13 protein-coding genes are annotated in these 13,936 nt (G+C 72.0%); 6 read left to right on the top strand and 7 right to left on the bottom strand.

Annotated features, from left to right (window positions below):
* From D7V97_RS27870 to D7V97_RS27860, 3 genes are all read right to left on the bottom strand, one after another.
* Positions 1–998, bottom strand: a 998-nt coding sequence (locus D7V97_RS27870; protein WP_147445007.1) for a glycosyltransferase, incomplete at its 3' end; no start/stop codon positions are given.
* 55 nt (positions 999–1,053) lie between these two features.
* Positions 1,054–2,220, bottom strand: coding sequence for a GNAT family N-acetyltransferase (locus D7V97_RS27865; RefSeq protein WP_120613673.1), 1,167 nt, complete (start codon positions 2,218–2,220; stop codon positions 1,054–1,056).
* Positions 2,220–3,029, bottom strand: a complete 810-nt coding sequence (locus tag D7V97_RS27860) for a glycosyltransferase family 2 protein (protein WP_120613672.1) — start codon at positions 3,027–3,029, stop codon at positions 2,220–2,222. The genes D7V97_RS27865 and D7V97_RS27860 overlap by 1 nt, the downstream gene beginning before the upstream one ends.
* Positions 3,030–3,135: 106 nt before the next feature.
* On the opposite strand from D7V97_RS27860, the gene D7V97_RS27855 reads away from it, so the two are divergent.
* Entirely contained in the window at positions 3,136–4,035 is a 900-nt protein-coding gene (locus D7V97_RS27855) for an alpha/beta hydrolase (RefSeq protein WP_120613671.1), read from the top strand.
* Positions 4,036–4,047: 12 nt separating this feature from the next.
* Here the strand turns inward: D7V97_RS27855 and D7V97_RS27850 are convergent, their stop codons facing one another.
* Positions 4,048–4,797, bottom strand: coding sequence for an arginyltransferase (locus D7V97_RS27850; RefSeq protein ID WP_120613670.1), 750 nt, complete (start codon positions 4,795–4,797; stop codon positions 4,048–4,050).
* Positions 4,798–4,973: 176 nt separating this feature from the next.
* Between D7V97_RS27850 and D7V97_RS44820 the strand changes: the two genes are divergently transcribed.
* The 3 genes from D7V97_RS44820 to D7V97_RS27840 all read left to right on the top strand — a co-directional run bounded on the left by D7V97_RS44820 (position 4,974) and on the right by D7V97_RS27840 (position 7,679).
* Positions 4,974–5,150 carry a hypothetical protein gene (locus D7V97_RS44820; protein ID WP_158623470.1) on the top strand — a complete coding sequence of 59 codons (177 nt, stop codon included), beginning with the start codon at positions 4,974–4,976 and terminating at the stop codon, positions 5,148–5,150.
* 208 nt (positions 5,151–5,358) lie between these two features.
* On the top strand, positions 5,359–6,219 hold the full coding sequence (locus D7V97_RS27845; protein ID WP_199728964.1) for a glycosyltransferase family 2 protein: 861 nt from the start codon (positions 5,359–5,361) through the stop codon (positions 6,217–6,219).
* Between the two features lie 56 nt (positions 6,220–6,275).
* Positions 6,276–7,679 (top strand): pyridoxal-dependent decarboxylase, encoded by a 1,404-nt coding sequence (locus D7V97_RS27840; protein WP_233583268.1) that lies wholly within the window; start codon positions 6,276–6,278, stop codon positions 7,677–7,679.
* Here the strand turns inward: D7V97_RS27840 and D7V97_RS27835 are convergent.
* A complete protein-coding gene (locus D7V97_RS27835) occupies positions 7,676–8,998 on the bottom strand; it encodes a carbamoyl-phosphate synthase (protein WP_199728963.1) in 1,323 nt (440 codons plus the stop codon). The genes D7V97_RS27840 and D7V97_RS27835 overlap by 4 nt on opposite strands.
* 313 nt (positions 8,999–9,311) lie before the next feature.
* Positions 9,312–10,130: a methylase gene (locus D7V97_RS27830; protein ID WP_120613674.1), complete on the bottom strand. Its 819-nt coding sequence runs from the start codon at positions 10,128–10,130 to the stop codon at positions 9,312–9,314.
* 320 nt (positions 10,131–10,450) lie between these two features.
* On the opposite strand from D7V97_RS27830, the gene D7V97_RS27825 reads away from it, so the two are divergent.
* Positions 10,451–11,092, top strand: coding sequence for a hypothetical protein (locus D7V97_RS27825; protein ID WP_120613667.1), 642 nt, complete (start codon positions 10,451–10,453; stop codon positions 11,090–11,092).
* An 89-nt stretch (positions 11,093–11,181) separates the two neighbouring features.
* Positions 11,182–12,231, top strand: a complete 1,050-nt coding sequence (locus D7V97_RS27820; protein ID WP_120613666.1) for a hypothetical protein — start codon at positions 11,182–11,184, stop codon at positions 12,229–12,231.
* Here D7V97_RS27820 and D7V97_RS27815 read toward each other — a convergent pair.
* Positions 12,165–13,766: an MBL fold metallo-hydrolase gene (locus D7V97_RS27815; RefSeq protein WP_120613665.1), complete on the bottom strand. Its 1,602-nt coding sequence runs from the start codon at positions 13,764–13,766 to the stop codon at positions 12,165–12,167. The genes D7V97_RS27820 and D7V97_RS27815 overlap by 67 nt on opposite strands.
* Positions 13,767–13,936 lie beyond the last annotated feature (170 nt).

Here is a 13,936-nt window from a genome sequence, read left to right as displayed (position 1 = left end):
TCGTCACCCATGGGCACCAGCACCCCTGCCCGCCCTCCGTCCAGCGCCTCGGCGGGGCCGGAGGGGCAGTCCGTGCTGACGATGGGGCACCCCAGCGCGAGCGCCTCCAGGAGCACCATGGGCAGCCCCTCGAAGCGCGAGGAGAGGGCGAACGCGGTGGCGCGCCCCATCAGCGCATGCGGGTTGTCCGCGAAGCCCGGCATGAACACCGAAGCCTCCACCCCCAATTCGCGCGCCAGCGCCTTCAGCTCCGCCTCCAGCGACCCCACGCCCAGGATGAGCAGGTGCGTGTCCCGCCCGGCCGCCTGCAGCCGGGCATGTGCGCGGATGAGCATGTCGAAGGACTTCTGCGCCTCCAGCCGCCCCACGGCGATGACCACCGGCTTCTGGAACACCGGCACGGCCCACTCCGGCAGGGGCGCCCCGGCCGCGGCGCGGACCCTCCCAGCGTCCACGAAGTTGGGGATGACCTCCAGCCGCCCCGCGTCCACGTTCACCAGCTCCGCGAACGCCTTCGCGGAGTCGGAGCCGCACGCCACGATGCGGTCCATGCCCGGGTACAGCACCCGCAGGCCCCAGAGCTGCCGGCGCGGCTGCTCGCGGTGGAACGCCCCCCAGTCGAAGTGCACCATCCCCAGCACCGGCTTGCCCAGCATCGCCCCGGCCATCCGCGCCAGCAGCGCCGCCCGCCCCTCCTGCCCCGACACGATGATGTCCGCGTGGCGCGCCTCGCGGAACAGGCGCCAGAGCATCCGCGGCAGCTCCCAGCGCCGGTAGGCCTCCACGCCCACGCCCCACGAGATGGGCACGTCCGCGGGGATGCGGTCCCGCGTGTCGGGCGGCGGCGGCCCGTGGTGGAAGAACAGTGCGGGGTCGAAGCGCTCGCGGTCCAGGCCCGCCAGCACGTTGCACACCGAGCGCTCGATGCCCCCCGTGCCCATGAAGACGAGCGTGAACAGGACGCGTCGCCGCGCGGGCGCCGGTGCCGAGGCCGTCATGTCTCGCTGCGTCCGCAGGTTCAAGGTGGGAGGGTCCTGGAAGGAAACGTTTTTCTCATGCTCCCGCACGACGCGCGAGCGTCCGGCGGGCCCACCCCTGGAGCTGCTCGCTGCTCAATAGCGCACGCACCTTGCGATAGGTAGCGAAGGCGGCACGCCCGCGCCACACAGGAGACAATTGCAGGGCGTCGTGCGTCTGGATCTCCCGGGGCCCCCAACGCAGCTTCGACACATCCCGGCCCGACGACAGGTGGGCCACCGACAGCCCCTGGGCGATGGCGTACTGGAGCGACTCCGCCACGGTGGTGGTCATCACGCTGTAGTCACCCCACCGGGGCTCATAGCCCGAGTAGTAGAGATAGAGCGCCCCGCCGAGCACGAAGCCCACGCGCGCCGCGACCACCGCCCCGCCGATACACAGTTGAAACACCCGCACGGCGTCCTGGCGGGCAAGCTCACCACACAGCGCCTGCAGGAAGCCCCGCGCCTGCGTGGAGGCGAAGACATCCCGATGCGATACCGCCGCGTCCGTCGCCGCGGCGCGGGCCTGGTGGAGGCGGAAGAAGGACTCCAGCGCCGGGGTGACTTCCTCCGGTGCGCGCGCGACCGCGAAGGTGAAGGCGTGCCCGTCGCGCTTGAGGGAGTTGTAGCACTTGCGCAGCGACTCCTTGATGTTGCGCGAGCGGCTGGCCTTGAACGCCTCCCACGTCGGGGCCAGCGGCAGTACGTACGCGGGCACCTCCCGCAGGGGCGTGAGCGGGGCCATGCGGGACAGTTCCCCCGGCGCGGGCCCGTCCAGCGCGAGGCCGCTCCAGAGGATCCAATCCCACTCGCTCGCGTGCGCGCGCAGGTGGCGTGTGACGGCGGCCCAGGCGGAGACCTCCCACTCCGGCGCGCAGAGCAGACCGCGCAGTTCGGTGACGTTGGGGTCCGCGCCCAGGAACTGGAGCACCCGCGCGCGCACGGGGCCGGAGCCCGGGCGTTCGGTGCGCATCAGCGGCGCCACGGCGCGCAGCGTGCCGTCGCGGCTTCGCAGCGCGAGCACGAAGAGGTGGTCGCGCACGCTGTGGCGCTGCTCCTGGAAGTGCCGCCACCAGGTGACGTTCCACTCCCAGGTGGCGAAGGGCAGCCCCTGCCCCGCCGACGCCGCCAGGGCCCGCCACTCCGGCCCCAGCGCGTTCAACTTCGCCACCGTGTCCACCCGCTCGACGTCCAGGCGCATCAGAGCCACCGCAGGACGGTGCGGGTCGCGAGCCGCAGCGCCGTGAACTCGAGCGCGCCCCACTCGCGCCGGTAGCGCTCGTGGATCAGCCGGTACGCGCTCACGGCCTTCGTCGCGTCGCGCTCGTTGTGCATCAGCGAGGGCGCACCCGTGCGGTACTCCAGCACCACCCGGTCCAGGAACACGGCGCCCGCGCGGCGGATGGCGCGCAGGTAGAAGTCCACGTCCTCCACCAGGGGCAGCCGCGTGTCATAGCCGTGCAGCACGGGGAGCAGCTCGCGGCGGATGAGGCACGCGGAGTTCACCAGCACCGTGGGCCGGAACAGCATGTTCGCCACCAGCCAGCGCCGCGACCCCAGCCGCTCGGCGATGCGGGCCCGGCGCGCCGCGTCCTCGAAGTACGCCGTCTGCTGCGCGAGCACCTGGGCGTCGTCCCCGAAGGGCGCCACCCGCCCGAACGCCACGCCCCGCGCCGGGTGGGCGCCCAGCGCGTGCACCAGCGCCTGGTACGCGCCCGGGGCCACGCGGTCGTCGTCGTCCAGGAAATGCAGGTAGCGGCCGGTGGCGCGCGGCCAGCCCTCGTTGCGCACCGTGGCGGGGTTGCCGCCGGTGGGCACGTCGCGCTGGACGTAACGCACGCGGGCGTCTCCCAGCGCCTGGACGGGCTCGCGCGCGGAGCCCTCCGGGCTGTCGTCCAGCACCTGCACCTCCACGCGGACGCCGTCCTGGGACAGCGCGCTCTTCACCGCCTCCACCACCAGGGCGGGACGGCGGAAGGTGGGCACCACCACGGAGACATCGGGAGTCATGCGCGCACCTCCTGCAAGGGCCCGCCCCGCACCTCTTGGAGAAACAACGAACCCGGGGACTCCCCCCGGGAGCCGGACCGTGGGTATAGGCTCACAAACCATCCTCGTGAAGAAACCCATCCGTCCCCGCCCCGCCCGCCTCGTCGTGCTCGCCCTGCTGGGCGTCCTCGCCGTGGCCTCGGTCATCGCGTACCGCAACGTCCGCACGGCGCGCTCCGTGTTGCACCCCGCGCGCCAGTCGGTGAAGCCGCCCGCGGACGGCACCCTCGCGACGCGCATGGACGTGGCGCTGCGCACGCGCGACGGGCTCACGCTGAAGGGCTGGTACGTGCCGTCACGCAACCGCGCGGCGGTGGTGGTGCTGCACGGCTTCGCGGAGAACCGCACGCAGATGCTCTTCGAGGCGGAGGCGCTGTCGCGCGCGGGCTACGGCGTGCTGCTCTTCGACTCGCGCGGCCACGGCGAGAGCGACGGCGACCTGGTGACGTGGGGCGACCGCGAGCGCGAGGACCTGCGCGCGGCGGTGGACTTCGTGTCGGGGCGCGCGGACGTGGACCCGTCGCGGGTGGGCGTGCTGGGCTTCTCCATGGGCGGCACCACCGCGCTCCTGGGGGCACTGGAGGATCCGCGCCTCAAGGCCGTGGCCGCCGCGGGCGCGTACCCCTCCCTGGAGGCGGACACGCGCTACAGCTACGGCAGGTGGGGCCCCTTGAGCGTGCAGCCGGTGCTCTGGACGATGCGTCTGTCCGGCGTGGACGTGGACGCCGTGGACCCCATGGCGCACCTGTGCGACCTGAAGGGCCGGCCGCTCCTGCTGATCAACGGCGACGTCGACGCGTACGCACCCGCGTTCCTCCAGGACGCACTGTTCCACGCCGCGTGTGAACCCAAGGCGTACTGGGTCGTGCCCGGCGCGCACCACGGCGAATACGCGAAGGTGGCCCCGGCGGAGTACGAGCGCCACCTGCGCGACTTCTTCGCCAAGGCGCTGCTCGGCGGCTCCTGACGTGAAGCCAGCTCAGGGCGACTCGGGCGCGGGGCGCCAGCCAGGCGGGGCGTCCAGCGGGGGCCGCCCCTCCAGCAGCTCGTGCGGGCGGAAGCCGGCCTTGTAGCGCAGCGAGTCGCACGCGAGCACGCGGTAGCCCAGGTACACGTACGGGATGCCCCGCTCTCGCGCCAGCTCCACCTGGAACAGCACGCTCGCCTTGCCCAGCGACAGCCGCGCGTAGGCGGGGTCGTAGAAGAAGTACACCGCGCTCCACGCGCGCGGCATCTCGTCGCAGATGCCCAGGCCCACGAGCCTCGGGCCCGCCGGGTCGCTGTCGTCGTACCAGGCCACCTCGCGCGCGGACGGGTGCGGGAAGGCGAACTGGAGCGAGTACTCACGCGCGCCCAGCTCCGACGCGTCCCACTCGCGCGTCGTCTCCCGGTCCGCGTGCCAGGCGCGGTAGAGCGCGAGCCGCTCCTCGTCCACGCGCGGCGGCCCCACCTCCACGCGCAGGTGCGCGCACGCCGCGCGGGCCCGGCGCTGGCTGCGATTGGGCTGGAAGCCCTCCACCGGCACGCGCAATGACACGCACTCCTGGCACGACGCGCACGCGGGCCGGAAGTACTGCGGCCCGAAGCGACGCCACCCGCGCACGAGCAGGTGCTCGTACTCCTGGGGCGTCACGTTGCGCATCACCAGCGTCTCCAGGGACGCCTCCCGCCCCGGCAGGTAGCTGCACGGACGCGGCGATTCAATTTCATGTGCCAGCAGGACGGCCATCGGTGTTCCTTTCCTGTCGGCCCCGGGGCCTCGCGTCAAGCGATGCCTGCCTGCCCGGCGACCCACCCTCCGTCGGAAACGACCCGCCTGCCTGGGCCGTTACGTAGGGGTGGGGTGGCACAACGGCTGCAAGTCACCCCATGACGCCGAACCGGTTGCGGAGAGGACGAACGCACATGGCCCGCGAAGAACTGCACCCCGGATGGCTGCCGCAGGACCCCGCGGAAGAGGCGGAAGTCCCCGCCCACACGGACGCCTTCTCCGAGGAGGATGCCCCTGAGCCCTTCATGGCTTCGGTGGGCGATCTGCCGGAAGAAGAGGACCCGTTCGAGTGCGCCATCGCCAGCTTTTGACGCACCGCGAATGGAGCGGGCAAGCAGCCACGGTGCGGCAACCGTGTCACGCCCCGGGCTGAAAAACCTGCGGGGGCCCGGTTGAATCCGGCGGTAGAAACTTCCAAGAAATCACGAGGCAGGTCCCCGAGCGGCGGAGGCGCTGTCGGTGCGGACCCCCGGTCCTGCTGGCTTCTCAGCCGTGGGGCGCCACCGGTATAAGTCCGGCATGTCCCAGATTGACGTCTCGGTGGTGATGCCGACGTACAAGCGCGAGAAGGAAGTGGTGGAGGCCATCCACTCCGCGCTGCGTCAGGAAGGCGTCCAGGTGGAGGTGCTGGTCCTGGACGACACGGCCGAGGGCACCGCGCGGCAGGCGGTGCAAGGCATTGGCGATGCCCGCGTGCGCTACTTCAAGCAGGAGGTGCCCTCGCGCGGCCGGCCCGCGCTGGTGCGCAACCACGGGGCCACGCTGGCCAAGGGCCGCTACCTGCACTTCCTGGACGATGACGACCTGCTGGCGGAGGGCGCGCTGCAGGCGATGGTGTCCGCCCTGGACGCGCGGCCGGACGCGGGCGTCGCGGTGGGCTGGGTGGTGCCCTTCAGCGAGGACCCCGAGTGGCTGGAGGACAAGAGCAGCTACTTCGAGCGGGTCGCCAGGGTGGGGGCCACCACGCCCAACAGCGCGTGGACGGTGGCGCACATCCTGTTCCTGGGCACGCTGTACGTGAACTCCGCGTGCATGGTGCGCCGCGACTACTTCCAGCCGCTGGGCGGGTTCGACCCGAACATCCCCGTCTACGAGGACGTGGACTTCTACATGCGCGGCATCCGCCGCTACGGCCACGTCTACGTCAACCGCCCCATCCTCAACTACCGCGTGGGCAAGCCCTCGCTGATGCACGACCTGGGCAAGAAGGGCGAGAAGGTGGAGAAGTCCGTGGCGGAGTCCAACGCCATCATCCACAACAAGTACCGGCGTGAGCACGGAGAGCTGGAGTACCGCCTGCTGCAGCTCGCCACGCGCGCGCTGAAGAAGCGCTTCGAACTGACGCGCTACCTCCCCCTCAAGCTGCCTCGCGCCTCGTGAAAGGGCTGTCCCCCGTGAGCTTGCGTCATCGTCTCGTTGGAACCGCCAAGCGGCAGTTGAAGCAGACCCTGGGGCCCGTCGTGCAGCGCGCGATGGCCCCCGCGCGCGCCTCCCTCCCCCCGGAGACCTGGAGCCTGGAATCCCGGGCCGGCCAGGGCCTGATGCTGGAGGGCGTGTCGCTGTCCCGGCTCGTGCAGGAGTACGGGTCGCCGCTGCACGTGGTGCACCTGGCCGCGTTGAACCGCAACGCGGACGCCTTCCAGGCGGTGCCTCCGGGCGCCGCGGGCGGCTGTGAGGTCTATTACTCCTACAAGACGAACCCCGTGCCCGGCGTGCTGTCCGCGCTGCACGCGCGCGGGGTGGGCGCGGAAGTGATCTCCGCGTACGAGCTGTGGCTCGCGCTCAAGCTGGGCGTGGCGCCGGAGCGCATCGTCTACAACGGCCCGGTGAAGTCGGACGCGTCCATCCGCGAGTCCATCACCCGGGGCATCGGTCTGCTGGCGGCGAACCACGTCGAGGAGCTGGACGTTTTTGCGCGGCATGCGCAGGAATTGCGCAAGCACCCGCGCGTCGCGGTGCGGGTGACGACGGCGCAGGGCTGGACGTCGCAGTTCGGCACGCCCATCACCGGCGGCATGGCGCTCGCGGCGTACCGCAAGGCGCTGGCCCTGGGCACGCTGGACGTGGTGGGGCTGCACGCACACCGGGGTGAGCTGATCCGCACGGAGGCGGAGCTGGAGGGCTTCGTCGGCTCGGTGCTGGACTTCGCGGATGAGCTGCACCGGGAGCTGGGGCTGGACCTGGAGGTGCTGGACCTGGGCGGAAGCCTCTGCACGCCGACGGTGGAGCACATCGAGCAGAAGGACTGGCGGCTCAACCTCACCTTCCAGCGCGACCTTCCCGCGCCGGACTTCGCGGCGGCGCTCTCCATCGAGCGCTACGTGGCGAAGGTGGTGTCCCAGGTGGAGGCGCACTACGCGAAGAAGGGCCGCGCGCGCCCGCGCATCTTCCTGGAGCCGGGCCGCGCGATGACGGGCAACACGCAGCTGCTCCTGGGCCGCGTGCACGCGCTCAAGGACGGAGGCGAGCGCACGTGGGCGGTGCTCGACATGGGCATCAACCATGCGGAGTGCGTGCGCAACGAGTACCACCAGCTCTTCCACGTCGAGCGGCCGGACGCGCCCTCGCACCGGGCCTACACGGTGGTGGGCCCCATCTGCACCCCGGGCGACACGCTGTACCACGCGGTGCGGCTGCCGGAATTGAAGGTGGGCGACACGCTGGCCATCATGGACGCGGGCGCGTACTTCGTGCCCTTCGGCACGTCCTTCTCCTTCCCGCAGCCGGCCATCGTCGGCGTGGAGGGCGGCCGGGTGCGCGTGCTGCGCCGGGCGGAGACGAACGAGGACCTGGTCACCTTCGACGACCCGGTCCCCGCCCCGTCCCGCGCGGCCCGCTAGCTGCGGTTGAACACCATCATCCGCAGGAAGGCGCGGGGGTGGCGCGCGGAGCCGTAGGCGATGGTCGCCAGCTCCACCGCCGCCGGCACCATGTCGTCCCCGTCGATGAGCGGATCCACCGCCTTCGCGCGGTGGGTGTTGAGCCACTGGCGCCACTGCCGGGCCTCGTTGGCCGGCAGCGCCCCGGACAGCCGCTGGAGGTTGAGCAGCATCTCCAGCGCGATGCGGTTGCAGAACACCTCTTCGTCGTGCTGGGCGCTGACGGCGCGCGCGTCCGCCACCGCGCGCTGGAGCGCGGCCCGGTCGCCCGTGGCGGCGTGGTACGCGAGCAGCGGCAGGGGCAGCCCGCGCGCGATGTCGAAGCCCATCTGCCCGTAGAAGCGCGGGTTGAAGTCGATGAGGAGGTAGGCGTCCTTCGTCTGGATGAACTCCACCTCGAAGACGCCGTGGTAGCCCAGCCGCTTGCACAGCCGCGACAGGCCGGCCACGAGGTCCGGGCGCAGCGGGGCGGGCTCGAAGCAGACGCCCACGCCCAGCTTGCGCGGGCGCTGGAGCACCTTCATGGAGGCCCGCGCCTCGAAGAGTTCGCCCGTCTCGTCCACGAAGCCGGAGAGGCTGTAGATGCCCTCGGCGGCCTCGGGGTGGAACTCCTGCACCATGGGGTTCACCACGGCCGGGTCGAACTTCACGAGCATGGGCGCGTACGTGTCGCGGGCGAACTCGCGGTACTCGCGCGCCAGGTCGTCCGGCGACGCCACCGGCTGGCCCTTGCGGTGGGTGGCGTGGAGGATCTGCGTCGTGGGCTTGAGCAGCACCGGGAAGCTCGCCTCGCGGCGCACCTGCTCCAGGTCTGCTTCCGACTGGGGGAACCAGGTGCGCGGCAGGTGCAGGCCCACCTCGGTGCCCACCTCGTGGAGGCGGCGCTTGTTGAGCAGCCCGTACACCGCGTCCACGCCCGGGTCGTAGAGGTGGAAGAGGTCCTCCAGCTTGGCGCGGTGCGCGGAGATGAGCCACGCCAGCTCGTCGCTCGTCGGGTAGAGCACGTGCTTGACGGGCTCGCGCAGGCCGAAGTCCACCAGCCACTGGAGGAAGGCCTCCGGCTGGGACTCCGGCGGGCACTGCACCCGGCGGCTGACGAAGCGTGAATAGCTGGCCGGGCCCAACCGGCCCGTGTCCGCCACCGTCACGTCCACGCCGTGGCGGCCCAGACAGCGCGCCGCGGCCAGGGTGCCGTAGAAGTGGGCGGAGAACAGCAACGCAGGGGGTCGGGCCGCGATGACTGCCGCGGGGGCCTCATCGGCGAAGGCCACCTCTTCCATCTCATGCTCCAGGTTCGTGGGGTCGGCCTCACGGCGCGGACGCTGTGGGGAACGACGGGATTGTCTTGGGCGGCGCTGCGCGAGGCGATTGCCGCCGAGATCCGGGGTAGACGGACCCGCGACCGCGGTGCTGGCCATCAGCCCCGCGGCAAGAAGCGTCAGAAGGTGCCTGTTCATGTCGAGCCGTCTGCCTTCCGGAAGCCCGGGTGACTCCCGGAGGGCAATTCCCGACAGAATACCTTTTCCCGCTGCGCTTGGGGACAGGCCCTCTCCACAATTGCGCCTCCAAGGACTTGCAAGGACAGTCATGGCGTCAGGGGGGAATCCCCCCGGGCGGACTCCAGCGCAGGAACCCATGGGTCAGCAGCCAGGCGTCGGGCGCAACACCCGGGGTCATCCGCGCGAGTCGCAGGACGGACTCGGCGAACGCCTCCGGGGGCGCGGTGTGGCCTTCCGCGCGCGCGGCCTTCCATGCGCTCTCCCACGCCTGGAAGAAGGCGTGCAGGGGCTCGCTGGGGCGGACGCGACGGCGCAGGTCGCGGGGCAGCCAGTCGCGCAGGAGCAGCGGCGCGAAGCCCCGGGAGAAGTCGGTGTGGAAGAGGAGTCCTTCGCGCGCGGGGGCTTCGGCTTCCGGCGTCCGGCGCAGCAGGTGGGCCACCAGCACCGCGCCGTCCGTGTCGGAAGAGCCCTCGACGAGCAGCCCGCCGGGCAGCAGGTGCCGCGACATCGCGCGGTGGGCCTCCGGGATGCGTTCCAGTGGGCCCTGGCGCAGGAGGTTCATGGCGCGTACCAGCCGGGCGGGCTCCTCCGGGGCCAGGGGAAGCACGAAGCCGCCCTCGCGGAAGTGCGTGCGCGCGTCCGAATGCGCGCGCGCGGCGGCATGGGCGCGTTCGGCCTCCAACTCCACGCCCACGACGGACAGCTCCGGGTTCAGCGCGCGGAAGGCGGTGGCGCTCTCCAGCGTGGTCCACGGGTGTTCACCGAACCCCACGTCCACGAAGACGGCGCGGGCCCAGGCGCCCTCCCTGCGCGTGAGGAGCGCGGACTCGGACTGGCACAGGTACGCATCCAGCGCGCGCAGGCGTCCGCGCGCGGTCCTGCCCCGGGTGCGGGTATCCAGCTCACCAGCCATGCCCACGACATGGGCGCCCCGGCCCCAGGACGTCAAGCCCTCTTGCGGCGCGGCCCGCTTGTAGCGCTGGAAGTCATTGCCAGACGGGGTCCGTAACCCGGCCTGTCACAGCCATTGCCGCAGGCGCTCGGGACACCCGGGGAGCGCCCCTGCAAGCCAGGGAGGAACGGGGCCGTGTCAGGGATTGGCACCGTCGGTGCACAGGGGGCACCGGTCCGCTCACGCGCAGTCACCGGAAGGCGTGAGCGGGACCTGTCGTCGAAGTCCCGTGGTGTCAGTGATTGAAGTCCCCTCGAAGGTGATTGGCCCCCGTCCCCCTCATGAACTCTTCCAGCTTCAAGCGCTCCTCCCTCCTGGCCGCCCTCCTCCTCACCGGCACCGCCCTCGCGGGCGAGTCCCGGTTCGCGTCGTACGCCTCCCGTCAGGAGGCCTCCAGCGAGGTCACCTGCACCGACCGCAAGGCGGAGCTGCTGCAGGAGGCGAAGGCGCAGGCCCTCGCACTCAACGAGGAGCAGATCAGCACCCTCACCGCGGAGACGGCCACCGTGGTGGCGACGAACATCGCGGGCTTCGAGAAGGTCCCCGCCACGGACTACGCGCAGGGCGTGGACGCGGCGTTCCTCTACCTCGACGCCCCCGAGACGGGCCTTCCGGCGGGCCACTACCGCGTGAGCGTCCAGGCCAATCCGGACGACAGCCAGGTGGGCAAGTACAGGGGCATCGCCAGCCTCATCGACAAGGATGGCAAGGAGGTCGCGAGGCTCCCGACGGTCACGAAGACCTTCGGCCCGGTGGCGCTGAGGTCCGCGGGCGTGGGCCTCCAGGCGCATGTGGGCCTGCAGCAGCAGATGCTGGACTGGAACCTCACGCGCTTCCGCAAGACGATCATCGTCGTCATCGTGCACTCGTGGGGCGTCACGGTCATCGACCTGTTCAACACCGACTACAGCGACTACTACTGAGCCACCGCCCTGCCGCCGGGAGCCCGGGTTCCCGGCGGAGACGCGGTGCGATTTTCGTCCCGCGCACGGTGCACCTAGAATCGGGGGCCGTGAGCCCTCCGTCCGCCGCCTGTCCCCGCTGTGGCACCCTCCGCGTGGAAGGGCCCGAGTGCCCGGCGTGCGGCGTCATCTACCTGCGCGCGGAGGTGCGCGCCGCCGCCCGTCAGGCCGAGGAGCGCGAGCTCGCGACCCAGGACGCGGCCTGGCGCGAAGCAGAAGACCGGCGGCTCGCGCTGCGCGAAGCCCTGGAGACCCACGCGGCGCCCACGTTCGTTCCGCCCCTCGTCGAGGCGATGCCGGAGCGCGTGACGCCGGACCTGGCCTTCGACGACAGCGAAGCGGCGGATGCGACCTTCGAGGCGAAGCTGCGCGTGTGCGTGCTGCCCGCGGCGCTCGTCCTGGCCTGGCTCGCGGTCCACTCACCGGGCTTCCACGCCCTGTCCCGCATCTTCCTCACCATGCCGGTGCACGAACTGGGACACGCTGTCAGCGCGTGGTTCTGCGGCTTCAGCGCCATGCCGTCGCTGTGGATCACCCCCGTCTCGGAGGAGCGCTCGCCCTTCATGGTGGTGCTGGTGGCGGGCCTGCTGGGAACGCTCGTCTACCAGGGCTGGAAGCGGCGCCGGTGGACGTGGGTGGGCGTGGGCACGGTGCTGCTCGCGGTGCAGGCAGTGGGCACGCTGGCGCTGGATCTGGAGCAGGGCCAGGCGATGTTCACGTTCGGCGGTGACGCGGGGAAGATGGTGCTGGGCGCGGCGCTGATGACCACGTTCTACGTGTCGCCGGACCACTACCTGCGCAGGCACGCGCTGCGCTGGGGTTTCGTCGTCATCGGCGCGGCGGCGTTCATGGACGGCTTCGAGATGTGGTGGGCCGCGCGCACCGACGTGGACCGCATCCCCTTCGGCCTCATCGAGGGCGTGGGCCTGAGCGACCCGAGCCGCCTCGTGGAGACCTACGGCTGGAACGTGAGCCGCGTCATCCACCGGTACGTGATGGTGGGCGTGAGCTGCCTCGTCGCGCTGGGCGCCCTCTACCTGGGCGCCCTCTGGCGGGTCCGCGATGTACTGCGCGGTAGCGGTGGCACGGGCGCGGCCTGACGCCAGTCCCCGAAGGGCCACTCGAAGCCCCGCGTGCGCAGCACCTCCGGCGCCCGGGCCCCCCGCCAGCGCAGGGCCTCACCGGGCCGTAGCAGGAGCGCCTTCGGTCCCTCGTCCCGCGCCTTGCGCACCTCCGCGAGCCGCTCCGGATACGGATCCGCGTCGGGGTTCTCGTCGAGCGAACTGGCGCCCGTGACGGGCTCTCCCGGGTAGCCGGCGTAGCGGGGCCCCATGCCTTCGCGCCAGTACCACGGAGCACCGCCGTCCGCGCACGGCACGACGTAGCGCGCGCCCAGCAACGCGCCGTAGCGCAGGGCCTCCTCCGGGCCCGCCATCAGTCGCTGCGGCGTGGTGAGCGCGGCGCGCGGCACGTTGACGAGGAAGGCATCCAGCGTGGTGAAGCCGAAGAAGATGGGCGGCAGCCGGAAGCCGCGCACGCCGCAGAAGAGCACGTCCACCGGGCCCTGCTGCTGGTGCACCCGGCGGCACACCGCGTCCATGTCCCCGCGGACGTCGTGGCCCGCGTCCGCGAAGAAGGCGGCGGAGAAGTCCGGTGAGCGCACGAGCCAGGTGTTGCCCTCGTTGAAGAGGCCCGGGTGCGGTCCCTCCCCGTCGGTAGGCTGCTCACCGTGGAAGGGCAGCGCGTGCACCATCACGTCCCCCACCTGCCGCGTCTCGCCCCAGCGCAGCGGCTCCACGCGCGTGAAGCCCAGCTGTGTGAGCCGCAGCGCGCAGTCCGTGGAGAAGAGGCTCTCGCGCGCCACCGCCGGGACGAAGATGCGCGTGTCGCGGGGCAGCGGCAGCAGCGAGCCCAGGTGGAAGTGGTCCCCGTGTGAGTGGGTGATGACCACCGCGTCCACGCGCCCCAGGTCGCCCGCCTGCAGCGGAGCGTAGCCGGGAAGGTCCGCGTCTCCAGCGGGGCGGAAGTACGGATCCACCAGCACGCGCCCTTCCCTGCCCGCCACCAGCACCGTGTTGTGTCCCACGAAGAGGGCCCCGGGCCCGGGCACCTCCACCGGCCCCTCGTGGCGCACGAGCCAGCCCGCCTGGGACAGGTCGCCCAGCAACTCCCCCACGGCCGGCACGGTGGACAGGCTCCGGAGCTCCTCGCGCGTCGCGCCCCGGGCGAGCGCGGCGAACAGGTCCGCGAGGGCCGGCCAGTCCTTCGCGCGCACCGGCACGTCCAGGCCCAGCGACTCCTGGCGCAGGTGCAGCACACGGGGACGGTGGCGCAGCGGATCCGGGAAGAGGACGTCCTCGCGCAGCACGCGCCGTCCCATGCGCCGCTTCGTGCCCACGCACAGCGCGGCGTACCGGGGCGTCTCCTCCAGCCAGCGCATCAGCGCGTCCGCTTCCCGCAGCGCGCCCTCGCGGCCCAGCGCGGCGATGTGGCGCTTGAGCGGAAGCTGGGCCCGGCGCACCGGGCGCGCCGTGGGCCCCTGGATGCTGCACCCCAGGTCCTCGTGGTGGTCAGCCTCCGTGCGGGCGGAGGCGAGGACGGCCAGGCTGACGCCGCGGTGCAGGGTGAGTCGCATGCACCGCGACGTCGCACGCCTCACCGCCCCGCGCAAGCAGCTCCCGAGGCTCCGAGCCTCCGAGGCTCCGAGCCTCGCGGCGGAGTCGGCGAAGGGCCGCCAGCATCCGGAGGGGGGCCGAAGTTGTGGGGCGCGGGGGAACGCCGCTACCCTCCGCGGCACCCATGGCC

Source organism: Corallococcus sp. CA053C (genome assembly GCF_003611675.1).
In the GTDB taxonomy this organism is placed as follows: domain Bacteria; phylum Myxococcota; class Myxococcia; order Myxococcales; family Myxococcaceae; genus Corallococcus.
Note: the sequence above shows the minus strand (reverse complement) of the source record. Positions and strands in the feature narration are given on the sequence as shown.

Excerpts from the sequence above, each read along its gene's own strand:
- D7V97_RS27865 (WP_120613673.1), bottom strand. The coding sequence starts at position 2,220 with ATGCGCCTGGACGTCGAGCGGGTGGACACGGTGGCGAAGTTGAACGCG.
- D7V97_RS27845 (WP_199728964.1), top strand. The coding sequence starts at position 5,359 with ATGTCCCAGATTGACGTCTCGGTGGTGATGCCGACGTACAAGCGCGAG.
- D7V97_RS27850 (WP_120613670.1), bottom strand. The coding sequence starts at position 4,797 with ATGGCCGTCCTGCTGGCACATGAAATTGAATCGCCGCGTCCGTGCAGC.
- D7V97_RS27860 (WP_120613672.1), bottom strand. The coding sequence starts at position 3,029 with ATGACTCCCGATGTCTCCGTGGTGGTGCCCACCTTCCGCCGTCCCGCC.
- D7V97_RS27835 (WP_199728963.1), bottom strand. The coding sequence starts at position 8,998 with ATGGAAGAGGTGGCCTTCGCCGATGAGGCCCCCGCGGCAGTCATCGCG.
- D7V97_RS27830 (WP_120613674.1), bottom strand. The coding sequence starts at position 10,130 with ATGGCTGGTGAGCTGGATACCCGCACCCGGGGCAGGACCGCGCGCGGA.
- D7V97_RS44820 (WP_158623470.1), top strand. The coding sequence starts at position 4,974 with ATGGCCCGCGAAGAACTGCACCCCGGATGGCTGCCGCAGGACCCCGCG.
- D7V97_RS27815 (WP_120613665.1), bottom strand. The coding sequence starts at position 13,766 with ATGCGACTCACCCTGCACCGCGGCGTCAGCCTGGCCGTCCTCGCCTCC.
- D7V97_RS27825 (WP_120613667.1), top strand. The coding sequence starts at position 10,451 with ATGAACTCTTCCAGCTTCAAGCGCTCCTCCCTCCTGGCCGCCCTCCTC.